Source organism: Peribacillus sp. Aquil_B1 (genome assembly GCF_022603275.1).
Lineage (GTDB): Bacteria > Bacillota > Bacilli > Bacillales > DSM-1321 > Peribacillus.
This window is the reverse complement of sequence record NZ_JAKXEE010000001.1, coordinates 1,767,612-1,790,446: the sequence shown is the minus strand read 5'-3', so window position 1 is coordinate 1,790,446 and position 22,835 is coordinate 1,767,612. Positions and strand designations below refer to the sequence as shown.

The window sequence follows — 22,835 nt, the reverse complement described above, 5'->3', positions numbered from 1 at the left end:
GATATTTTAATAGATATGTACACCTGTTAGAGAATGACGCCTTCTTTAAAGATGCTTATTTCCCTATAACCGAATCTTTCATTATTCGTTTTCTTTTTACCTGATGAAAGTTCAAGAATGTATTGGAATAAATCATGCTTTAATTCATCGATCTTTTGACCTTCAATCAACTGCCCTGCATTATAATCAATCCAGTGTTTTTTACGATTGGCTAAATCTGAATTCGTTGCTATTTTCACAGTTGGCACCGGTCCGCCAAATGGCGTTCCCCTTCCTGTAGTGAATAGAACGATATGTGCACCCGCTGCAGCCAAAGCCGTCACCGATATCAGGTCATTTCCAGGAGAATTGATTAAATTCAATCCATGCTTCACTACCCTTTCACCATATGGACTAACATCCACTACAGTGGCATGGCCGCCTTTTTGCGTGCACCCAAGTGATTTTTCCTCCAGCGTACTTATGCCGCCCTCCTTGTTTCCAGGTGAAGGGTTTTCATAAATTTCCTGATCATGGCGGATGAAATACTGTTTGAAATCATTAATAAGGTCAACGATTTTCTTAAAGGCTTCTTCATCCCTTGCCCTGTTCATCAATATCGTTTCCGCTCCAAACATTTCAGGCACCTCTGTCAATATCGTGGTCCCGCCATTTTCTACAATAAGATCGGAAACAGCACCAACCAATGGATTAGCGGTAATACCTGAAAAACCATCTGAGCCCCCGCACTTCAAGCCTATTTTCAGCTTTGAAACCGGTACGGGCTGGCGTACGAAGCCTTCGGCATATTCCACTAATTCTCCCATTAAACGTAAGCCGGTCTCCAATTCATCTTGAACCTCCTGGGCTTTTAAAAATTTTATGCGATTTGGAGGGAATTCGCCTATGACTTCTTTAAATGCTTCGATTTGGTTGTTCTCACATCCTAACCCTACAACTAAAACCCCTGCTGCATTTGGATGTTGAGCCAAGGCAGCCAATAGTTTCTGCGTATGGGTCAAATCATCACCCAATTGAGAACAACCGTATGGATGTGAAAAGTGATGAACCCCATCGAATTGTCGATCTTTAAATTGCTCATTTCCCATTTTAGCAAGAACTTCACAGGTTTTATTGATGCAACCAACCGTGTTGATGATCCAGATTTCATTCCGGATACCCACCTCCCCATTTTCACGGATATATCCTTGGAAGGTATGATTTTGACTTGGCTCATTTGTATCTTGAATGCCAGGTTGATAGGAATAATCCAATATACCATGCAAACCGGATGCTAGATTATGGGTGTGAACCCAATCTCCAATGGAGATATTTTCTTTAGCTTTTCCGATCGAGTAGCCAAATTTGATTACGTCCTCGCCTCTGTTTACCGGTTTCACTAACATTTTATGCCCTTTAGGAATGTCATCACTTGCCTTTACATGGATCATTCCCCTGTCTTCCGTTTGAATCTGGAGGCTCTGTCCTTTATGAATCCCCTCCAGGGAAATAACAACATCATCATTTGAATGCAATTGAACAAATTTATTCATTTTATCCCCTCCTTATCATGAGTGAAGACGTTCAAAACGAACCGTCAATTCATTCCGAAAGCCCTTTCATTTTTCGTTTGAATTTTCAATTTTTAAATCTATTTTAATTTTAACATCAATTTTTGAAATATAAATTGCATATTTTGCTATAAATATACTCATTCTTGTTGTATTATACTTTCAGGAGCTGAACGATATGAAAAAAATTCATAATGCATTAAACCATGATTTACTCTTCCCATTTTCATTTGTCTATCAAGATACAAAAAGTCCACAGAATGAATTGTCCGATCATATGCATGACTATTATGAAATTGTTTATGTTTACAGCGGTAAGGGGACCTTTTTTATCGGTGATGTGTTTTATGAGATGCAACAAGGGGATGTATTCCTGATCCCTAATAATACGATTCATAGGGCTTTACCCAATAAGGACGACCCTGTTACCTCCACCATCATCTTTTTCAGTCCCACATTGATATATAAAGATATGGTTGATGATTCTTTTTCATATTTACATTTATTTGACCTGACAAAAAAGAGTAAGAATTATAAAATATCATTGCCGCAAAAGAAACAAGTAAGGATGGAGGAACAGCTACAGCTCATCCTGCAAGAAACAACTAGCCAATCAATTGGCTCGAGGCATGCCTGTTTGCTGACCGTTCATCAAATCATACTTGATTTATACCGTACCCGGATAAATGGCAAAGAAAATTTACCAGAGGGCAATATCTATCGTTCAGAATGGATCAAAGATATCTTAATCTATATTAATGAACATATCGATGAACCATTGACTTTGACAGCTCTTGCACAAAAAGCTTTGGTCAGTCCGGCTCACTTCAGCAGGGTTTTTAAGGAAACGACTGGAATTGGCCTAATCGTGTATCTAAACACGAAAAGAATCATCAAGGCAAAGGAACTTTTGCTGGAAACGAATCACACCATTGCCCATATTGCTGAAATGTGTGGTTTTGAAAGCATGCCCCAATTTTTTCGCACTTTTAAGAAATACACTGAAAAGACACCAGCTACATTTCGAAAAGAAAATCGGATCCGCTAGGCATGCCTAATACTAATGAAAAATGGAAGTGTCTTCCCTTTGGGAGACACTTCCATTCTAACAATCCATTACGCAGGCTTTACTATCGGTCGTACAAAACGGATGACTGCTAGTGACGCAACGATGGCCAATCCACCAGCAAGCAAGAATGCAACTGTGTATGTGCCTGAGGTATCGACAATGTATCCTGTTAACGTCGGTCCGATGATTCCTGCTGTATTTGCCAAGAAATGCATAAAACCTCCAACAGATCCAACATTACCAGGGTCTACGACATCGTTGACGATTGCCCAGTAAATGGCACCAGTCAAATATAGGAAGAAGACGGAAAGTGCGACAAGCGTTACCGCACTGAACGTCGTGGATACAAGTCCGGCAAAACCGATACATACTGCCGATAAGAACAAACATGTTACAAGCACGAGTTTACGTGAGAATAAAACACCCTTTTGAGCGAATTTTTTAAAGAAGAAATCCGACACGAATCCACCCAAAGCAAGACCGATGAATCCAAAAATCCAAGGAATCACTGTAATGATACTCATATTTTCCACACTTAGGCCGCGTGCATCCACCAAATAGCTTGGGAACCAAGTTAAGAAAAAGAAGAGAATATAGTTGTAGGAAAAAAAGGCTAGAGCTGTAAATAAAACCGTTTTTTGTTTTAAATAGAAGGTGAATTTCACCTTTCCTTCCGATGTTGCCGCTACATAAGATTTTCCTGTATGTTTCTGTTCCTTTGACTCTTGTGGTTTTTCTTTAACGAACTTCCACCAGCAAACCGCCCATATAAGCCCAATCACCATTATGGCAATGAAAGAAACTCTCCATCCATATGAGATGGCAATGAATCCAACTATCGGACCGGCGATGGCGCCACCAAGCGGCGTCCCGCTATTCGTCAAACCAACGACAGATGCCCGTTGATTTGCCGGGAACCAGTTATTCACCATTTTATTGATGGTTGCCGAAAGAGGGCCTTCGCCCATCCCAAACAGGATGCGGATGACGATCATACTGGCAAAACCGACAGCAAGCACAAGTGCACCGCTGAATAAAGACCAAACGATCATCGCCACGAAAAGCGTAAGCTTTGCTCCCCATTTATCGGAAGCCATGCCTCCAAGGAAGTTAAATACGGCATAACCAACTGAAAAGCTACTAAAGATAATTCCCATCTGTGTTGCCGTTAAGGATAAATCATCTTGGATGAACGGAGCTGCAATGGACAGTGCAGATCGGTCCAGATAATTTATTACCCCTGCCAAGAACAAGAAAACGATAACCATTCCTCTACCATTTGAAAACATAAAGTACCCCCCTATACATTTCTATAAATGCAGCAGCATTTTTGGAAACGTTTCCATTTAATATCCAAGAGTAAAGCCTATATGGCCCATAACTAAATCGGTTTAGAATCCCCGTAAAAAAAGCGCTTTCTTTTTCACAGGAATTCTTACATCCGGTTCTAGCAAGAATTCCTTGAAAGCAAAGTCGGTTTCAAGCGATGGACGCTTGTATCCTCTTTTCCTGTTTTATTGATTTGACTAAGCAGTAACTCTGCTGCCAAGTTGGCCATTTCAATGGCTGGCTGATTAACCGTTGTAATGGTCGGTGTATAGAAACTGGCATACGGAACATCATCGATTCCTATGACCGCTATGTCATAAGGTATATTGATTTCATGCTGTTTCATATAACGCAATACTTCATTAAGTACGATATCATTTCCTGCCAAAATGGCTTGAGGCGGCTTTTCCAATTCGAAAAATTCTGAAAGTGCAATCGGAATTTCATTTGCATTCACAGTTTTAATATATTCTGAATTGAATGGTATCCCATGGGACTCGAGCGAATCCTTGTACCCTTGAATCCGTTCGATTCGAGGACTGATATCGCGTATTATTGAAGTGGTTATGATTGCAATGTTTTCAAAACCCTTTTCAATAAACCGATCGACCGCTAACTTGGAAGCAAGGTGATTATCGAGCATGACTGTAGCAATATTCAATTCTTCGATTGTCCTATCCATGAAAACAATCGGGAATTGATCACTCTTCATACGTTGATATAAATCAAGATTGTCCCCTGTGGGGAAAATGATGATTCCATCCACTTGTTTAGCCCTTAGCATTTCAATATAATTCTTTTCCTTTTCAGGATTGTCATCTGCATTGCAAACGATAATGTGGAACCCTTGTTCATAAAAGTAGTTTTCTATTGCTCTAATAACTTGCGTTGAAAACGTGTGAAGAATATTGGCAACCACTACCCCAACGGTAAAAGTGGATTTTTGTTTTAAACTGCGCGCTATTATATTAGGCTGATAGTTTAACTCTTCTATTGTTTCTTCAATCTTTTTCCTGGTTTTTTCACTCATATATTCATAGCGTTTGTTCAGGTATTGGGAAACTGTGCTTTTTGATACTTTCGCGTGATTGGCGACATCAGTAATTGTAATGGTTTTCATTTCATTCATTCCTGTCGTGTGGTTTCAATTCTTTATTACCAAAATGGCTTAGATATATAAGGAATATTCTATTATAATAAGGAAAGCTTTACAATCACCTTCTGATGCAGTAAAAAAGTCAATTTCCCATACCGTGGAACTAATTTAATCACGTTCACTTGTTTGCTTTATTATTGGACCTGAATTCAAACACCTGAGTATGCCATGAAGCCCCCATCGACCGGTACCGTAATTCCTGTGACAAAGCCCGAATAGGATTCATCAACGAGCCAAAGCAAGGTACCAAGTAAATCTTCAGGCTGCCCGAAACGCTTCATGGGTGTTGAAGTAATGATTTTATTAGATCTTGCCGTCAGGCTGCCATCTTCATTAAGCAAAAGATCCCGATTTTGCTTCGTCAAAAAGAAACCTGGAGCAATGGCATTCACCCGTAAACCTTCTTCGGCAAAATGAACAGCCATCCACATGGTAAAATTATTTATCGAAGCTTTGGCGGCACTATATGCTGGTACTTTAGTCATTGGAGCATAGGCGCTCATGGAAGATACATTTACGATAACTGGTGCTTCCACTTGCAATAATTCTTTTCCAAAAACCTGACTTGCCAAAAATGTACCGGTAAAATTACTGGCAAAAACTTGGGAGAAACCATCTTCATCCAGATCAAAAAATGATTTTCCTTCTGCTTCTTCTCCATATTTCTCTGGAGCAGTAATGGCATCAGGATGATTGCCACCCGCACCATTTATTAATAGATCCACTCTTCCGAACGATTCTATTATTTTCCCTTTTGCATTTTCCAATGAGGTTCTATCCAAAACGTCTGCCGCTATGGAAATCGCAGTCCCCCCAGTTTGTTCAATGAGTTCGACCACTTCTTGACCTTTTTCTGCCGTTCTGTTCAATATAGCTATCTTGACACCATGACGCGCCAATTCCACAGCCATTCTGGAACATAAAACACCGCTGCCCCCAGTGATCACAGCCACCCTGTTCTTTAAGTTTTCATGGATGGGAATCATGATTTCCCACCTGATTTACCAGCTTCATATGCATCCCATAATCCGAGCAAATACATGATTCCCAATGCTCGGTCATATAAACCGTAACCAGGGCGGCAATCTTCCCCCCATATATGGCGGCCATGATCCGGTCTGACATAACCAGTATAATTTTGCTTATTCAATTCTTCGACGACGCCCTGTATATTGATGGATCCATCCTGGGTATGATGGGATGTTTCCACAAAGTCACCATTTTCAAAAATCTTCACATTTCTTATATGGGAGAAAGGCGAACGGTTTGCATACTTTTTAGCCACCTGGACCATATCATTTTCAGGGTTTGCCCCCATTGAGCCTGTACACATGGTGAACGCATTCGATGGTGAATCCGAAATCGAGATCAGTTTTTCATAGCTCGACTCTCCGGTGATGATTCTTGGCAAGCCAAAAATGGACCATGGCGGATCATCCGGGTGTATTGCCATTTTTATACCGCAAGCCTCGGCAACAGGTAATATTTCTTTTAGGAATATTTCAAGATTCGCCCACAGCTGCTCTTCGTCCACAGTTTTGTATGCTTCGAATAATTCAGTGATTCTATCCATCTTTTCTGGTTCCCAACCTGGTAAAGTTAAATCTGAGGCTTCCGTTACCGTACGAATTAAATCTTGTGGATCTAACGTATCCACTTTCGCCTTTTCATAAAACAGGGCAGTTGATCCATCTTCCAAAGGATGGAACATTTCAGTCCGAGTCCAATCAAAGATCGGCATGAAGTTATAACAAATGACTTTCACTCCAGCTTCCGAAAGATTCCGGATCGTCTCTTTGTATTTCTCTATATATATCATGCGGTCTTCATTACCCAATTTAATCGATTCATGGACATTTACACTTTCTACGACATCCGTGTGAAAACCAAATGATTGGATATACTCGATTTCCTTTTTAATTTCTTCTTTTTCCCATACCTCACCAACAGGTTTTTGATGAAGTGCCCAGACAATCCCTTTTACTCCAGGAATCTGTTTAATGTGCTCCAATGTAACGGTATCATTGTCTTTCCCATACCATCTAAATGTAATGTTCATCATGCACCTCCATTATTCCGCAACTTTTTGCATGTATTTTTGGCTTAATTCCACTGCGGCTTCATAGCCGCCATTTTGATAGGCTTTGTTCAAGTCACTGCCGATCCCGATTGCTACGGCGCCCGCTTTCAGCCAGTCCTTCATGTTATCCAGATTAATTCCCCCTGTTGGCATGATCCTTACATTGGGCAGTGGACCATTAACCGACTTGATGAAAGAAGGTTCAAAATGGTTGGCCGGAAATAACTTCAATACATCACAGCCGGCTTCCAATGATGTAGCCATTTCTCTAATTGTCATGCATCCAGGCATATAGGGAATGCCGTATCGATTACAAAGTTCGGCTACGCCATTGACAAAGTAGGGGCTGACGATAAAATTGGCGCCAGCTAAAATCGCATGCCGAGCCGTTTCAGAGTCAAGTACCGAGCCTGCTCCTAATAGTGCATCCGTATTTTGCAGTTCTTTGAAAGCATCTTCAATTCCCGGTGTTGTATAAGTCAATTCGATTGCCTGAATACCGCCTTCCATAGCTGCTTTAGAAAGCTGTGCCGCCTCCTTTGCATCCTGCCCCCGGATAACAGCCACAACTTTCGTTTCCGTTATTCGACGTATGATTGAATGTTTATCCATAACACCTACCTCCTTAATTAAAAACGATGATCGCTTTTCGAACTTGTTCGGGATGATTTTCAACAAAATTAAATGCTTCCTGGATATCATTGAGCGAAAATGTATGGGTGACTAAACCTTCATGTCTGAGTTTTCCTTCATTTAAAAGTTTAACCACTTTCGGGAACTGATCGGTTTGCAATCTAGACCCTTTCACCGATACTTCCTTTTTTGTAATTGGCAGCTGGGAAACCGATGAAGGACGTTCATCAAAACCGAGTACGACAATCCGCCCCGCCGTTGACACGACATCGAAGGACAATTCAAATGTCATCGGCAAGCATACTGCATCAATGACGACGTTGGCCCCTTGGCCATTTGTCCATTCTTCCACTCGTTTTTGAACATCTTCTTTTCCAGCATGGACCGTGATATCGGCGCCGCTTTCTTTAGCGAATTCCAAACGCTCATCACTTAAATCCGTGATCATCACTGTTGCTCCTTGAAGCTTTGCCATCTTCAATATGCAAATTCCAATAGGCCCGGCTCCCTGGATCAGGACTGTTTCCCCTTCCTCCACTTCGCCTCTCCAAACGGCCTGTGCTCCGATTGTGTATGGCTCAGCCAATACTATTTCATTCCATGATAAATCGGAATCCACAACATGTAATTGTTTCTCCGGAAGGACGAACCACTCCCTCATCCCACCATCTTCATGCACGCCAAAAACGGAAAGTTTTTCACAAACATTTTGGCGTCCTTTGCGGCAAGCGTAACACTCACCGCAATAACTGATGGGCTCAATAACAACGTGGTCCCCCACTTTTATGCCCGTAACACCTTGACCTATCTCCACAACTTCTCCCGCTACTTCATGCCCAACGACCCGCGGCAGTGTTGCAAGAGGATTCGTACCATGGTAAATATGCATATCCGATCCGCAAATGCCGACTCTTTTTACTTTTACAAGGACATCCGTCGAGTTCGAAATCCGTGGTTTTTCCACTTCTTGAATGATCAGTTCATGAGCTTTCCGAACTTGAACCGCTTTCATTTCCCCACCTACTTTGTAAGAAATTCATAAACACTTGATGCTATCGTAATTCCTTGTTTCAGGTTTTTTTCTTCATTGATTTGTTCAATCTCACCCGGTACATATACGCGATCGAAGCCTGGAGCAGGTTCAACCTGTTGCAGCTCTTCAATCATTTGATCCATTTGCTCTAAAAATATATCAGTATCCGTAAAGAACGAAGGATTAATTACACAAAAGTAATGTCCCAGCTTCCGTTTCTTATCAAGGTCGTCATACATTTTCCCAATGTGCGGGCCAAATGCAGCACCGGCCAATAATCCAGAAAATACATCTACAATTACGGATAGGCCATAGCCTTTCGGGCCTCCGAAAGTGGAAAGGGAAACGACTTTATTCGGGTCAGTGACATTAGCTCCATTTTCATCCACGCCCCATCCCTCAGGGATTTCCTTTCCCTCTTCGCGTGCCTGGAGGATTTTACCCAGCGCAACATTGGATGTTGCCATATCAAGAATAAAGGGTTTCTTCGTTTTGGCAGGAACTCCGTAAGCGATTGGGTTGGTACCAAGAAATGATGTTTTTCCTCCGAAAGGAACCACAATTTTATCGGTATGTGACATCGCGATGCCAATCAACTTTGCTTCAGCGGCTTTTTGAACGAAATAGCTTAGTGCCCCGCAATGGCTGCTATTAAAAACAGTCACCATGCCCACGCCATTATCTCTAGCCATTTCGATTGCATGGTCCATGGCCACGTCGCTAATCACATGCCCAAATCCATCATCTCCATCAACTACTCCTGTAACGGGCCCTGTCTTTTGGAAGGAAATCTGGGCATCCGGATTTATGCCTCCTGCCTGTAAACGGTTCACATAATGCTCTGTGCGCAAGACACCATGGGAATTGACATTCCTGAGATCGGCATGAACCAATACTTCCGCGATTTTACCGGCATTCTCTTCATTTAAACCCACTTTGGTCAGCTGTTGTATGACTAATCGTTTTGCTTCCTCGGCTTGAATCGTAACTGTTGCCATTTCCTTCCCTCTTTTCCTTCAGTCATCTTTCTATAACGGCCTCATTCTGTATAAATGGCATTACTTCATCCAAATATGGTAATCCTTCATTGTCCCCTGCAACAGTTGTGACAAGAGCTCCTACACCATTTGCGAATGTCAATCTTTCTTCAATTGATAAGCCATGAAGATATCCGTAAATATAACCGGCATCATAACCATCCCCCGCACCAACAGTATCTACAGGTATAACAGGGAAGGCTTCTTTTTCATGCCATTCATTATTGGTATAAAGTTTTGAACCATGTTTCCCGTCCTTAATGACAAGCTGATCAATATCATTGACCTTTGCGAATTCCGCCAGTGATTCTTTAGAGTCCGTTCCGATGATCAATCTTATTTCATCCAAACCTGTAAGCAAAATATCAACATATGGAAAAATTTTATAATAAACTGATCTTGCCTCCTCGATGGACCACAGCTTTAAGCGGATATTCGGATCAAAAGAAACAGGTATATGTTTTTGTTTTGCAATGTCCAGTACTCTCTTGGCAATATCCACATTTTTGGGATCTATAGCCAAAAATACTCCAGTAAGGTGGACTATATCAATCTCTTCAAACATTTTTTCTGTTATATCTTCCGGTTTTAAAGTTAAAATGGGAGATTGATAGCGGTAATAAAATGTCTTTCCCGACCCATCTTCCCGAATTTCTTTAAAGTTAAGGGATGTTGGATATCCATTTACATAGGCAACATCACTCATGTCCACGCCTTCCCCACGAGCGAAATTATAGATAACTTTACCGAACTCATCCTTGCCTAAACGGCTTATCCATTTTGCCCGCATGCCAAGCCTTGCACAGCCAATCGCAAAATTCAGTTCAGCGCCTCCTACTTTTCGCTCAAAACGGGTAACGAATCTTAAAGGTCCTGTCTCTTCCGGATTTAGCGTAATCATGGCGTCGCCCAGCGTTAAAACACCATATTTTGATGACAATACAGTACCTCCTTCTTTCGAACAATCACAAATAAAAAGAAAAACATTTGATCATATCACTTTCATTAAGCTTTGCTAAATCGATTTAGTTTATTACTAAACCGGTTTGGTAAATCATAAGGAAATTGTAAATGAAAACCCTGCCAAAAACAATAGAAAAGTTTGATAATTTGTAATTTTATTTTTATTCGATTATATTTCTCTTAAATTTATGATAAAAAAAACCATATTAATGTAAAACGAAAGGGTTATTTCTCCCCATTTTTTTCATGATTAAGAGCTTCTGATTTTTCATCCTTGAGCTTTCAATCAAATTTTACTCTTTGCTATTAATTTAGTGAAAGTTGTATAATATATCAATTGTTAAATAAGTATGAAAGGTTGTTTGGAATGAGTTTTTTGAAAATATACATCTTACTTACCGGAATAATGATCACGTGGGGGTTAAATGTCTCAGTTATTAAAATATTAGTTGCGCATACTCAGCCCGTAACAATCACTTCATTGAGAATTTTTACTGCTTCTCTTATCGTCATTATTATTCTTTTCTTCTTTGGATTAATACGTCTTCCTAAAAAAAGTGAACTTCTTTACGTTTTTGGAGGAGCACTTTTGAGTGTCGTTTTTCATCATTATTTTTTAGCTGAGGGATTGACGAAGACTTCCGCCTCAAATGCTGGACTGATTTTGGGCATGGGACCCATTTTGACTGTCATCTTGACCATGATATTTTTTCGTAAAAAGCCCACTTTAATCAGGCTTATTGGCTTTATATGCGGTGCCCTAGGTGTGAGTTTTACCGTCATGGCAGGAAGTGGGGGACTTCATTCTATTAATCTGGGGGATGTGGATATTTTACTTTCCATACTTTCACAGGCATTAAGTTTCATACTAATAAATAAAGCCTCAAAAACAATGGACCCACGATTACTAACCGGCTATATGATGCTGATCGGGTCTTTTATTCTTTTTGCCATCAGCTTATGGAAGGAACCAGAGGGCTTATCTTCACTGGCAACGGCACCGCCATCCATCTGGGGAGCTTTCTTGTTCTCAGCTATTTTTGCCACTGCCCTCGGACACATGAGCTATAATTATGCCATTGGTAAGGTAGGCGCAGCCGAATCATCGATATTTCTTAACTTAAACACCTTGTTCTCTTTGTTAGGGGCAGCATTTTTCCTTAATGAAGCCATAGTTCCTGCACATTTCATTGGACTTATATTCATTGTTTCAGGAGTATTGCTTGGCTCCGGTGCAATAGAAATATGGATCCTCCAACGGAAAAATAAACGCATATCTGCCTAACGGCTACAGCAAAACCTGGTTTTCGTGCTTTAAAAATAGAGACCCTATGACACTACCATCCCTTTTAAAAATGGCTTAGCAGTGTCGTAGGGTCTTATTATTTACCCCCCTCTCCAATTCCTTCATACTCCTTTAGATTCTGCTTTAACATAAAACTTTAAAAACCACCCGAAGCTTTTAAAGTCTCATTAAATATATTCAATTATTACCGATATATAAAACATGGTTAATATATAACACGGGGAAGGAATAAACAAAGATGAATAAACTCAGTACGAAAATAGGTTTTGTTCTTTTAACAGGTATGGTCATTACATTAATTGGAAGTTTGCTATTGATGTATAAAAGTACAAATGATACGGTTGAGAAAACAATCGCTATGAGCAGCTTAGACATCGCAAGCAATATCGCTCAAGGAATAAATCCAACATCATATGCCGATTTTTTAAGTAATCAATCCGAAACCTCTACATATTGGGAGATACGCGAACAGTTAGACGATTATAAACAAAAAACTGGAGCATTATATGTCTATACATTGGGGATAGACGAAAGCAGCGAAAAAGTCCATATTCTTATAGATGGAATGGGTAAGGAAGATAAAAAAGCATCTCCCATTTCAACCCCCACAACCGTAACTTCATATCAGGATGTAGAAAGCGTCATGAGGGGAAAGGTTTCTACCACTTCCATCGTTCATGATCCTGAATATGGTGACTATTTATCCGTTTTTGTTCCCATAAAGAAAGGGGACGAGGTCATTGGAATACTAGGGGTGGATATTGATGCAAGTAAAGTCGATGCTACGACCGGAAAGGTACTGGGTGGCATCCTTCCCCTGATGATAGTAATCAATGTAATCTTAATGGCAATCGTTGTGGGTGCTTTAATATGGTTCTTGACTAGAAAGTTAAGCCCCCTACTCAAGGTCAGCATGGCTGCAAAGGAAATCTCAAATGGAAATTTATTATCAGCCAATAAACTGATTAGCAACACAAGGGTTAAGGGAAACGACGAAATCATGGTTTTAGTGAAATCCTTTGAAGAAATGATCACCAATACAACTATGATCGTCAACTCCATGAAAAACTCATCTTTCCAGCTATTGGAATCATCAAGTGATATCGAACACAAAATCAAAGAAATGGATACTTCCACACAATATATCGTTAAAGGCATTCAGCAAGTTGCAGGGGCTGCTGAAGTACAATTGCACAGAAGTGAAGAATCATCGAGGGTCATCGAGGAAATGACCATAGGGATACAAAAAATTGCCGAAGCTTCTTCAGAGGTCAGTGAACAGACAAATCATGTTTCAACTAGAATGTCCATTGGAAATAAAGATATAAATGAACTCTCAAATCAAATTCTGCAAGTAAAAGATGTTATGCTGCAAACAAGTTCAGAAATAAAGAAATTGGACGAACAAGCAAATGAGATTGTGAATATTGTACATTTAATTACGGGAATTGCCGAGCAAACAAACCTGCTGTCATTAAATGCAGCCATTGAAGCTGCTAGAGCCGGTGAACAGGGTAAAGGTTTTGCTGTGGTATCGAACGAGGTAAGGAAATTGGCAGTGGGCACGAAGGAATCTGCGATCAATATACAAGAGTCCCTGCTTCATTTTAAATCCATCATAAATCAATCAGTGAAAATGATGGAAACTGGAACTAAAGAGGTGGAGGAAGGGACAAAATTTGTCCTGAATACAAGGGAAACATTTAAACAGACCATAAAATCTTTTGAACATGTTAGTGATCAGATTCAAGAAATATCCGCCATTACAGAGCAAATGGCAGCAAGTTCTCAAGAAATCAATGCTTCGATAGAAGATTTTGCAGGGTTAACAAGGGAAACGGCAGTGGCTTCAAAGCAAGTGGCACAATCAACCGATCAACAAGCGAAATCCATGGAGGACATTTCCTTCTCAACCACTTCAATGGTAAAGCTCGCTAATGACCTGGAAACATCTGTTGAACAGTTTAACGCGTAATAAGTTTGAACTACATTCTATTACTATATCAAGAAAGGGATTTTGCTATTAATGCAAAATCCCTTTTTATTTACTTAGTGGATTTTAGTTTCAAATCACCTTCATATGGTATATGTTCAACTGTTATCGTTATATCATTGCCTTCTTTATCTTTACCGATTCGTTTATAAGTGAATTTATTTTCATTAAGTTCCGTAAGTTCAAGAACTGCACCATACTTATTTTCCCCTTGTGAAACATGGGCTCTAATCTTATTTCCATGGACAACATCGTAATAGCCGTAATCACCACGGCTTTCACCGGTTTTAGCATCAAAAAATTCATACTTATTTGTTTTATCATCATATTTTGCCAGTCCTAAATAATTCGAGTTATAGCTTGATACATCATTTCCCTTTTCATCCAATGCCACTGTACCTATCCAAGTGGTGCTTGATAAAATTTTGTCCCCATCAACGTCTGTAACTACATCCCCTGTGAAAGTTTCCAAATTTTTGTCTGGATCCGTAAAGGAAAGTTCTGTTTCAGTATAAGGAATATGATCGACAAACACTTCTACGTCGTTCCCATTTGCATCTTTGCCCATTCTTTTATAAGTGAACATATCCTTATTCAGTTCAGTTATTTCAACAACAGCCTGGTAGCCCATTGATTCTGAAATCAACACCCGAATCTTTCCATTCGTGATAAAGAAAGTTCCTTTATCACCTCGAGTTTTTTTAGTATTTTTATCAAAAAATTCATATCTTGATGCTTCATCATCATATTTAGCTAGACCAATGAAGCTTGCATTCTCCTTTGTTAAGTCATTATTATTTTTATCATAAACTTTTGTTCCTTGCCAATTCGTGCTAGTAAGAATTTTAGTCATTTCCTCCCCTGCGGTTAACTTTTTTTCTTGTTTACTCTGTTTTGCAGTTTGTTCCTGCTTCTGAGCACTTTTATTGTCTTGTGCGCTTGTGTTACATCCTGTTATGACCAATGTTAACCCAAGTAGTATAGCTGATGAAATTTTTGCTTTTTTATTCATTTTTTCGTCTCCTCATCATATTGTGGTTTTTTTGTAGTGCAATTGATATTACAAATTGAAAGTATCTGCGATCTGGTTATTTTGCTCCTGCCGAAAGTAAAATTTGTTCGATTTCCTTAAACCCTTTCTCACGGGCATGTTGTAAAGGTGTCATACTACTATTATCGGGGATATTGACATCTGCTCCATGATCTATTAGCAATTGCACGGTTTGCTGTTGTTTTCCATCACCATCATTCAAAATGATAGCTTCTAGCAAAGCGGTCCAGCCGAGATCATTCACATGATTCACATCAATATCAGTTTTAGAAAGAAGTTCTTTCATAACTTCAACATAACCATGTTCAGAAGCAGGGATTAAAGCCGTTCCTCCATAACGGTTGGTTATAGAGGGGTCTGCACCTGCTTCAATGGCAAGTTTAAGTATATCTATATAACCTTCAGCACCGGCATACAAGAAGGGGCTATTTTTCATGTCATCCTGTATGTTGACATCTGCACCCGCTTCAATAAGAATTTTGGCTGTCTCCACATCATTGTTATAAGTCGCAATCATAGTGGAGGTTCGCCCTTCCGAGTCCTGTGTATTTATATCTGCACCTTGCTCAATCAAGCTTCTTATTCTTTCCGTTTCTTTACGTTCTACAGCTTGAATCAATTGTTCATTCATTCCCTTTCCTGTCTCCTTTTCTTGTTTATTTAACTCTACTTCATTATCCAAGACACAGCCTTGAAGGATGAAAAGGCTTCCGATAACAATCGTTAGCCGTCTCCACATGAACCACACCACCCTTTCCCTGTTTGTACTTCACACCCGCATAAGGATTTCCCGTCATTCTTATGTAGCAAATTGACATGTTCTTTAGGTTCCATGATGATTTTTTTCTCCCTTTTATTTTTATTCGCTTACTTATTCCGTCTTCATAATGTTAATGCTTAACCTTAAACTCCCTCTAAACAATTTCTTAAAAAATGATTAACTTATTCATAAAATTTCTTAATGTTTATAAAAAAGTCCCGCCACCTTCGTGACGGGTCCTTAACAAGCTATTTAAACATTGAAGCGATACCCTGCTCCCCAAACGGTTTCCAAAAATTTAGGATGTGCAGGATTTCTTTCAATTTTTTCACGCAGCTTCCTGATATGGACGGTGACGGTCGAAACATCTGCAGCCGATTCCAAGCCCCAAATATTTTCATAAAGCTGCTCTTTGCTTAATACTTGATTCGGATGCATGACAAAAAACACTAAAGTATCGAATTCCTTTGTGGTAAACGGGACCACTTCTCCGTTTATGTGAACTCTGCGTGCTGACTTATCTATTGAAATTCCATGAACATAGATTGAATTAGATTTAGGGTGACTTCCTGATAAACGTTCATACCGCGCTATATGCGCTTTCACTCTTGCAACTAGTTCACTTGGACTAAATGGTTTTGTAATATAATCATCTGCCCCTAGACCAAGCCCCCGAATTTTATCGATATCTTCCTTTTTGGCGGATACAAGCAAAATCGGGATATTATGGACAGCACGTATTTGTTTGCATATCTCAAATCCATTCAACCCTGGAAGCATGATATCCAAAATGATTAAATGATAATTTCCTCGAAGTGCCTGTTGAAGACCTGCATCACCAGTATGTTGAATATCGACACTAAAATCATTAATCTCCAAATAATCCCTTTGTAATTCTGCAATACTGACTTCGTCTTCAATAAGTAATATCTTTTTCACATTTCCTCACCTTTCTTTATGGAAAAAAAGACACTTGTACCTTTTCCTATCTCGCTAGTAGCCCAAATATCTCCACCATGCTCGCCGATGATTTCTTTTGCAATCGCAAGTCCTAAACCACTTCCACCTGTCCGAGAATTTCTAGATTCCTCGGCACGATAAAAGCGGTTAAATATATAAGGCAAAGCAGAAGATCCTATTCCATAGCCATTATCCGTTACTTGTACAACAACATCATATAGTCCTTCATGCAGAGAAATGGAAATGTGTTTTTCATCTTTATTCATATACTTTACACAATTGCTGGTCAGGTTGGCCAATACGCGTTTCAGTTTCTCTCTATCCGCTGTCACGTATATCGGTTTATTCACCTGATGAAGTTCAATCTGGATCCCTAGTTGAAGTAAATCCAGTTGAAGTTCTTCTACGTAATCTTTTAAATACTTATCTAATCTGACCGTTTCAAAAGTGAATGGTTCTTTTTTCAAATCCAACTTGGAAAATAAAAATAATTCATCTATCAATGAATCCATATCTCTTGCTTTAAGGTATACAGTCGATAAATATTTGTCCATTTTCTGTGGGGTGTTTGCTACTCCGTCTTTAATCCCCTCAACATATCCCATAATCGAAGTGATCGGTGTCTTCAAATCATGGGAAATATTAGAGAGAAGCTCTTTGCGATTTTCCTCATACTGAAGCTGAATGTTTACGGACTCTTTTAACTTTTTTCTCATTTCCTCAAACGCTCTATTCAATTGTCCGATTTCATCATTCGAAGACGCTTTAATTTCAAAGTTTAAATCTCCTGATTTAATCCGCTCTGCGCCTTCTTTAAGAATGGAGATCGGTTTGATGATGCTACGTGAAACTAAATAATTTAATAGTCCAATAATCATTACAAACAGTAATAACAATAGAGCGAATAAAATGGGAAAGAGCTCTCGAGTCAGCTCGGCATACGAACTTGCCTTTCTCAATACAAAAATACTTCCTTCACTTTTATCCGAAAAATAATAATCAAACTTCACATAAGTGAAAAAAGAGTCTTTCATTTTGATTGTGTCCCGCGTATTGATGTTCGTTTCTTCGAACTTGGGAAGTGATTGTATCAAGCCTAGCTTATCTAGTGTTTGGGATGCATACTCAATGTTTTTACCTTTTCTAACGACAATCTTAACATCTCCATGTTCAATCTTCTTCAGCTGTTCTTCGTTTAGAAGCTGCTCAGGGTTATTTTTTGCCAAAAGCTTTAAATCGAGAAACACACTTTCCTCTACTGCAGTCAAAGGTTTTTGGAGATAAGACTTTTTATATAAATGCTCTATCGCTTTTACATCACCTGTTATTGCAAAAATAAGTAAAAATCCAGCTGCTAAAAACAAAGTGATGGAAATAAGGATTACGCCAACGTAGGACAACAGAAACCTCATTTTAATTGACAAATATTTTCACCCCGTATCGATCTTTCGTTTACTCTTTTATAGAAAAGTTGTTTATCTGCTGTTCTTGCAAAAAAATGTTTCCCACGATAACTTTTCTTAGTATTTAAAAAAACATATCACACAAATCTTAAAATTTTCTAAAATACACAGAAAAAAAACAATAAAAAATCATGCAGTATAACCAAGTCTTTATTTAGTTTACCTGTGGTTTTTTAATTTATGAAAGCTTCAGATGAATTCCGAAATCAGCGCCTTTTCCGCCGACTGTTTATCAGGCTTCCTCGGCGCAAGCATCTAGCATGGTTCCGGCTAGATTGTTTTATATTTTTTGAATCTACCTTTTATAATAATGATATTATTTTTAATTATCCAAGAATTATATAAAGCCGCACTTCAGTATTTATAATTAATTACTATCCCTCAATATGATGTATTATCTTCACAAAGAAGAGAAAAAGCGAACTTCCCCTTAAGGAAAGTCCGCTTTTTACTTTTACAAATTTCAAGAAAAGTTCACCTGTTCTTCTCATTAATTTGGTGAAACGATCATTTGGTCATCCAATCGAATATCGTCAATCGACCAAAACCAATTATTTTTGGCATTATGCATTCTCCATTGTAATTTCATAGAGGCAGCATCTTCAGGAACCTTAATCGATTTAATTTCATATTTATTCAAGACATGTCCATTTTTATTATCCGAAGCAGCTTTATTGTCATAAACGAGAACTTGTTGTTTTTTTCCATTATCAAAAACAGCAGTTACTTCAGCTGTTTGCATTCCTTCTTGTTTATAGTGGGATGCAAATCCTAAGTATAGATCTTTTGCATCATCAACTTTTACAGAAGGTGAAGTTAATGTACTATCAAAAAAGCCTTTTGCAGCTGGTGAACCGTTATCATCCCATTCATCAGGATCCGCTACTGCTATAACACCTTTGCCAAGTTCAAATCGGTTACGCTCCTGGTCTTCTGCTTTTGTCCAAAAGTCCTTTGTTGTGAAGCTCCAACCTTGCCACTCTTCTGTACCAGCTGGCATATTCGAGCTATTTGTAACCGTCCAGCCATTAGGAGCTGTATGGCTCCAACCGAGAATGGAACTTGGAATGTTTTCATTCACTGCTGGCTTTAATGCAGACTCTAATTGGTCAAAACTTTCTCCAAGCATCATGTTGACGAATACATTTATATTCTTGGAGCCAATTATTTGGCCATCCTCGAAAGCAGTAATCTTGAATTGTGCTGAACCCGAAATCTCCTTGCTAGGTGTAGCTTTTATTGTCAACAATTTTTCTTCTGTTCCTGATAGCTCATATTCAAGTTCATTGTGCTCCACACTCCAACCTTCAGGTGCATCCACTTTAATTTTCCCTTTCACACTTTTATTTCCATGATTTTTCATCTTCATTTGGAGTGCAGTCGATTCACCTTCCGTTACTAAAGAAGGAGAAGCTTGGGCCGAGACCATTTCCATTGCTTTTGTCTGGCCATCAGCCAGTAACACCCTTTTACTGCTATTGTTAAATGAATCTAGTGCTTGTACCTTAATTTCATAATCAATACCTGGCTTAAGTCCAGCAACAGGGAACTCTAAATTCTTTGGTACAGGATCATAATAGAATTCAGAAAATGCGGTGAACTCAGCGTCCAGCTCCCCTGTTTCCTTGTTTTTGGCGGTAATGTGATAGGAATGTACGAGTGCGTTATCTTTTGCCTGTGGAAAGGTTACATTTAAACTTCTAAGTGTGGATTTTTCTTCTACAATCAAAGCCTTGTCTTTACCTGAAAAAACCGGTGGTAACTGATCACGATCGTCTGTATATTTAAATTTATTTTTTTTAGAAGGGTTTTTTATTACCCATGGTTTTCCTGTCCAATCGTCTTTATGAAAGTCACGTTTTTTAATGACAACTTCATTATTATAAACTTCTACAATCATCCCTTGACTAATATCCCGATATCCTTCTGGATGAAACCCTTGAAGTTTACCTGGCTCCAATTCCAAATAACTTACAGAAGACGTGCCAACAGACGTAAAGTCTTTTTGGTGAATTGTTCTCGGGTCTTCAAGTGGATAATGAGAATGGCCTGAAAATGTAATAACCTGTGGATGTTTCTTTAATGTATCATATAAAAGTTCTTTGTTTTCCTGAGTTCCCCACAAGTCACTTCCATACACAGTGTCTTTAATGTGTTGATGAAGAAAAACAAAGATTGGTTGGTCCGGATTCTCTTTTTCTGCTGCAGCTAACTTTTCACCTAGCCAGTTAATTTGATTAACAGAATATAAACCATGCGTATTACCATTTTCCGGACTTAACGTAATAAAATCATATCCATTTACTTTTTTATGATAGTAAAGAGAATCCATTCCAGTTTTCTCGAGAAAACGATCTTGTGCCTTTTCAACGGAAAGTCCATTCCAATAATCATGGTTCCCCATTGTAAACATGGATTGGACATCGCCTTGTTTCTTCTCATTATAAATGGAGAAGAACTTATCATATTCAGTAGCGTATCCATAGTCCGTTAAATCCCCAACCACAACAAAAGCATCCTGTCTAGGCGCAGCTTTATTTAATTGATCCATGGCTGTTCTGAACTTGTTCATATCAGCTGTTGATCCATCATCAATATGTACATCACTGATTACTGGAAAAACGAGCTCTGGTTTACGTTTATTATCTGAACTTGAAGATTCCGAGAATGCTTGTACACTTGATAAAGAAGTTGTTAATCCTACTGTTACAACTGTCAGCATTGCTGCAAATTTATTTTTCGCTTTCAAAATCAATACCTCCTATTTATCGTTTAGGCAATTATGTATTTTTTAAACAAATCAACAAATATCCTCCTTGTTTATAAATTTTTATGATGTTTACCAATTAAAATAGTAACTTTACATTATTAATAAAATATAAGTCCAATGTATTTTATTTATTAATAAATGCAAAAAAAGGACTATGGCCTGTATTCGTTCCATTCACCATTGTCTCGTTTTTGGTATTTATTTACCTTTTTTTAATGGGAATGGATACTATCCCTCAACAACGTAAATCACCTATAAAATGGTAATATTTACGCATGTGGTAAATGATTCCATAGTGCATAGAAATACCAATTTCCATATGGTAAAGTCTAGAAGAAGGAAAGGAGAGAGGTTATTATAAAAAAATTATTAAATATTATGATGGTAATAACTCTTGTCTTTGGACTGTTTTTTGCGATTGCACCGATGAATAAAGCATTTGCTTTGTCCTACGATAATACAAACCCTTATTCGACAGGCTGTGCTTCTAAAAGCCCAATCACCTATGAAACAGAATATATCTATAAAAACGGTGTGAAAATTGGATATGTGCAGCTAAAAGGCAGTGCGTATTGTCATACGGCGTGGGGTTACTTAAAGTTTTATTCGTCTGCTCCTTACGATTATTATGCAAATGTTTGGGTTGACAGTTTTAATGGCACGACTAAGAGGGCATTTACAAGTTGCGCTAGTTCCGGCGGTAACGGATGGATAATGAAAGGTCAAACGTCCTGTTATACTGCACAATTATGGAATTTAGATCCGTATAATGCTTTGGCCAAAGCAGGTATTTATTCTTCAAATGGGGCTCTCATTATTTCTGCGAACACTGGTCGTTATTAATGAGGTACTAATGTAAACTTTCTGTTAACGGCGGTACAACCGTTTTTGCCATCTTTCCTCATTTTGCTTACAGTCCATTGCGCAGTTCAATGCGTGATCAATTTTCTTTGTTTAACAACCCCACGAATCTTAATGGCTTTTTTCATTTCATCTCATGGCTTTGGAACGAGATACGTATGTTGTTTATACGTATCTCGTTCCAATTTTGTATCAATGGGCCCTACTTACAATTGAAGCGATCGTTTTCTTGCTTCCCACGTCACAGATTTTCATATCTTGCTGTCCTCCCCACCTTGATACCATCTTCAAGATATATCTATTGTCAAAACTGACGATAAAAGGGTGGATCTTTTCATACAGTTTGTTTTATAAAACTATTAATTTTGAGTTACTAAAAAAGATGAATCCAGCCCTATGCCGTATCCATTCCATTGATTATCCATGAGTTCTAAAAAAATATTTCTAATTTGCCTTGCAATAGAAAGGATTCCTTGTTATATTACAGTCAATTAAATATTTTCTTACTTCGTACTTTTTGAAGTGAGGATAGAGGAGCAAAGACCATTAGTACACATTTTGAGGAGAATGAGATCCTATGACTATTGTGGAAAGGGGAATTTGCCGAAGCGGAAAGAATCTCATGTTCTTGAAGCTGGTTCTGCTATTGAATAAATACAGGACTGTCATATAGGAAACTATATGGAGGGCTATCTTACGCGCTGAAACGATTTTTTTGATAAATATTGTTTCTACTGCAGCAGCGAACCCTCGTTGTTGCTTTTTTGCGTTTACTCCTGAATGGCCCTAACCACCTCTGAATTTTTTAAAAAATATTATAC

The 22,835-nt window shown here is 38.7% G+C and carries 18 protein-coding genes and 1 riboswitch; of the genes, 4 read left to right on the top strand and 14 right to left on the bottom strand.

Translation table 11 applies throughout. The annotated features are described in order from the left end of the window. Window positions 1-26 precede the first annotated feature (26 nt). On the bottom strand, window positions 27-1,532 hold the full coding sequence (locus MPH60_RS08900; RefSeq protein WP_241590879.1) for a UxaA family hydrolase: 1,506 nt from the start codon (window positions 1,530-1,532) through the stop codon (window positions 27-29). A 196-nt stretch (window positions 1,533-1,728) separates the two neighbouring features. Here MPH60_RS08900 and MPH60_RS08895 point away from each other — a divergent pair, with 196 nt between their 5' ends. Continuing rightward, window positions 1,729-2,598: an AraC family transcriptional regulator gene (locus tag MPH60_RS08895; protein ID WP_241590880.1), complete on the top strand. Its 870-nt coding sequence runs from the start codon at window positions 1,729-1,731 to the stop codon at window positions 2,596-2,598. Between the two features lie 68 nt (window positions 2,599-2,666). Here the strand turns inward: MPH60_RS08895 and MPH60_RS08890 are convergent, their stop codons facing one another. The 8 genes from MPH60_RS08890 to MPH60_RS08855 all read right to left on the bottom strand — a co-directional run bounded on the left by MPH60_RS08890 (window position 2,667) and on the right by MPH60_RS08855 (window position 10,827). Next, entirely contained in the window at window positions 2,667-3,908 is a 1,242-nt protein-coding gene (locus MPH60_RS08890; protein ID WP_241590882.1) for an MFS transporter, read from the bottom strand. A 158-nt stretch (window positions 3,909-4,066) separates the two neighbouring features. Then, complete coding sequence (locus MPH60_RS08885) at window positions 4,067-5,068, bottom strand: LacI family DNA-binding transcriptional regulator (RefSeq protein WP_241590884.1); 1,002 nt, start codon at window positions 5,066-5,068, stop codon at window positions 4,067-4,069. 185 nt (window positions 5,069-5,253) lie between these two features. Further along, complete coding sequence (locus MPH60_RS08880; RefSeq protein ID WP_241590886.1) at window positions 5,254-6,090, bottom strand: SDR family oxidoreductase; 837 nt, start codon at window positions 6,088-6,090, stop codon at window positions 5,254-5,256. Continuing rightward, window positions 6,087-7,163, bottom strand: coding sequence for a mannonate dehydratase (gene uxuA, locus MPH60_RS08875; protein ID WP_241590888.1), 1,077 nt, complete (start codon window positions 7,161-7,163; stop codon window positions 6,087-6,089). The genes MPH60_RS08880 and uxuA overlap by 4 nt, the downstream gene beginning before the upstream one ends. Before the next feature lie 12 nt (window positions 7,164-7,175). Further along, window positions 7,176-7,796 carry a bifunctional 2-keto-4-hydroxyglutarate aldolase/2-keto-3-deoxy-6-phosphogluconate aldolase gene (locus MPH60_RS08870; protein WP_241590890.1) on the bottom strand — a complete coding sequence of 207 codons (621 nt, stop codon included), beginning with the start codon at window positions 7,794-7,796 and terminating at the stop codon, window positions 7,176-7,178. A 13-nt stretch (window positions 7,797-7,809) separates the two neighbouring features. Further along, window positions 7,810-8,829 carry a zinc-binding alcohol dehydrogenase family protein gene (locus MPH60_RS08865; RefSeq protein WP_241590891.1) on the bottom strand — a complete coding sequence of 340 codons (1,020 nt, stop codon included), beginning with the start codon at window positions 8,827-8,829 and terminating at the stop codon, window positions 7,810-7,812. Between the two features lie 8 nt (window positions 8,830-8,837). Next, on the bottom strand, window positions 8,838-9,848 hold the full coding sequence (allD, locus tag MPH60_RS08860) for an ureidoglycolate dehydrogenase (RefSeq protein WP_241590893.1): 1,011 nt from the start codon (window positions 9,846-9,848) through the stop codon (window positions 8,838-8,840). A gap of 22 nt (window positions 9,849-9,870) precedes the next feature. Beyond that, the gene (locus tag MPH60_RS08855; protein WP_241590895.1) at window positions 9,871-10,827 is read right to left on the bottom strand and encodes a sugar kinase; all 957 of its coding nucleotides are present in this window, start codon (window positions 10,825-10,827) and stop codon (window positions 9,871-9,873) included. A 390-nt stretch (window positions 10,828-11,217) separates the two neighbouring features. On the opposite strand from MPH60_RS08855, the gene MPH60_RS08850 reads away from it, so the two are divergent. Then, the gene (locus MPH60_RS08850) at window positions 11,218-12,135 is read left to right on the top strand and encodes a DMT family transporter (RefSeq protein ID WP_137017613.1); all 918 of its coding nucleotides are present in this window, start codon (window positions 11,218-11,220) and stop codon (window positions 12,133-12,135) included. 259 nt (window positions 12,136-12,394) lie between these two features. Continuing rightward, complete coding sequence (locus MPH60_RS08845) at window positions 12,395-14,131, top strand: methyl-accepting chemotaxis protein (protein ID WP_241590896.1); 1,737 nt, start codon at window positions 12,395-12,397, stop codon at window positions 14,129-14,131. A 70-nt stretch (window positions 14,132-14,201) separates the two neighbouring features. On the opposite strand, the gene MPH60_RS08840 is transcribed toward MPH60_RS08845, so the two are convergent. The 5 genes from MPH60_RS08840 to MPH60_RS08820 all read right to left on the bottom strand — a co-directional run bounded on the left by MPH60_RS08840 (window position 14,202) and on the right by MPH60_RS08820 (window position 21,132). Beyond that, the gene (locus MPH60_RS08840) at window positions 14,202-15,161 is read right to left on the bottom strand and encodes a DUF4822 domain-containing protein (protein ID WP_241590898.1); all 960 of its coding nucleotides are present in this window, start codon (window positions 15,159-15,161) and stop codon (window positions 14,202-14,204) included. A 76-nt stretch (window positions 15,162-15,237) separates the two neighbouring features. Beyond that, window positions 15,238-15,939, bottom strand: a complete 702-nt coding sequence (locus tag MPH60_RS08835) for an ankyrin repeat domain-containing protein (RefSeq protein WP_241590900.1) — start codon at window positions 15,937-15,939, stop codon at window positions 15,238-15,240. 273 nt (window positions 15,940-16,212) lie between these two features. After that, on the bottom strand, window positions 16,213-16,899 hold the full coding sequence (locus MPH60_RS08830; protein WP_241590903.1) for a response regulator transcription factor: 687 nt from the start codon (window positions 16,897-16,899) through the stop codon (window positions 16,213-16,215). Next, the gene (locus MPH60_RS08825) at window positions 16,896-18,344 is read right to left on the bottom strand and encodes a sensor histidine kinase (protein ID WP_241590905.1); all 1,449 of its coding nucleotides are present in this window, start codon (window positions 18,342-18,344) and stop codon (window positions 16,896-16,898) included. Before MPH60_RS08825 ends, MPH60_RS08830 begins: the two co-directional genes overlap by 4 nt. A gap of 529 nt (window positions 18,345-18,873) precedes the next feature. Then, window positions 18,874-21,132 (bottom strand): metallophosphoesterase, encoded by a 2,259-nt coding sequence (locus tag MPH60_RS08820; RefSeq protein WP_241590907.1) that lies wholly within the window; start codon window positions 21,130-21,132, stop codon window positions 18,874-18,876. Window positions 21,133-21,579: 447 nt separating this feature from the next. On the opposite strand from MPH60_RS08820, the gene MPH60_RS08815 reads away from it, so the two are divergent. Beyond that, on the top strand, window positions 21,580-21,996 hold the full coding sequence (locus MPH60_RS08815) for a DUF2690 domain-containing protein (protein WP_241590909.1): 417 nt from the start codon (window positions 21,580-21,582) through the stop codon (window positions 21,994-21,996). Window positions 21,997-22,535: 539 nt separating this feature from the next. Continuing rightward, a riboswitch (Lysine riboswitch) is annotated at window positions 22,536-22,714 on the top strand. The last annotated feature ends 121 nt before the right edge of the window (window positions 22,715-22,835 follow it).

What these genes read in the sequence shown, in the direction of transcription:
- MPH60_RS08900 (WP_241590879.1), bottom strand. Translation starts at nt 1,532, where the DNA reads ATGAATAAATTTGTTCAATTGCATTCAAATGATGATGTTGTTATTTCC.
- MPH60_RS08895 (WP_241590880.1), top strand. Translation starts at nt 1,729, where the DNA reads ATGAAAAAAATTCATAATGCATTAAACCATGATTTACTCTTCCCATTT.
- MPH60_RS08890 (WP_241590882.1), bottom strand. Translation starts at nt 3,908, where the DNA reads ATGTTTTCAAATGGTAGAGGAATGGTTATCGTTTTCTTGTTCTTGGCA.
- MPH60_RS08885 (WP_241590884.1), bottom strand. Translation starts at nt 5,068, where the DNA reads ATGAAAACCATTACAATTACTGATGTCGCCAATCACGCGAAAGTATCA.
- MPH60_RS08880 (WP_241590886.1), bottom strand. Translation starts at nt 6,090, where the DNA reads ATGATTCCCATCCATGAAAACTTAAAGAACAGGGTGGCTGTGATCACT.
- uxuA (WP_241590888.1), bottom strand. Translation starts at nt 7,163, where the DNA reads ATGAACATTACATTTAGATGGTATGGGAAAGACAATGATACCGTTACA.
- MPH60_RS08870 (WP_241590890.1), bottom strand. Translation starts at nt 7,796, where the DNA reads ATGGATAAACATTCAATCATACGTCGAATAACGGAAACGAAAGTTGTG.
- MPH60_RS08865 (WP_241590891.1), bottom strand. Translation starts at nt 8,829, where the DNA reads ATGAAAGCGGTTCAAGTTCGGAAAGCTCATGAACTGATCATTCAAGAA.
- allD (WP_241590893.1), bottom strand. Translation starts at nt 9,848, where the DNA reads ATGGCAACAGTTACGATTCAAGCCGAGGAAGCAAAACGATTAGTCATA.
- MPH60_RS08850 (WP_137017613.1), top strand. Translation starts at nt 11,218, where the DNA reads ATGAGTTTTTTGAAAATATACATCTTACTTACCGGAATAATGATCACG.
- MPH60_RS08845 (WP_241590896.1), top strand. Translation starts at nt 12,395, where the DNA reads ATGAATAAACTCAGTACGAAAATAGGTTTTGTTCTTTTAACAGGTATG.
- MPH60_RS08840 (WP_241590898.1), bottom strand. Translation starts at nt 15,161, where the DNA reads ATGAATAAAAAAGCAAAAATTTCATCAGCTATACTACTTGGGTTAACA.
- MPH60_RS08835 (WP_241590900.1), bottom strand. Translation starts at nt 15,939, where the DNA reads ATGTGGAGACGGCTAACGATTGTTATCGGAAGCCTTTTCATCCTTCAA.
- MPH60_RS08815 (WP_241590909.1), top strand. Translation starts at nt 21,580, where the DNA reads ATGAATAAAGCATTTGCTTTGTCCTACGATAATACAAACCCTTATTCG.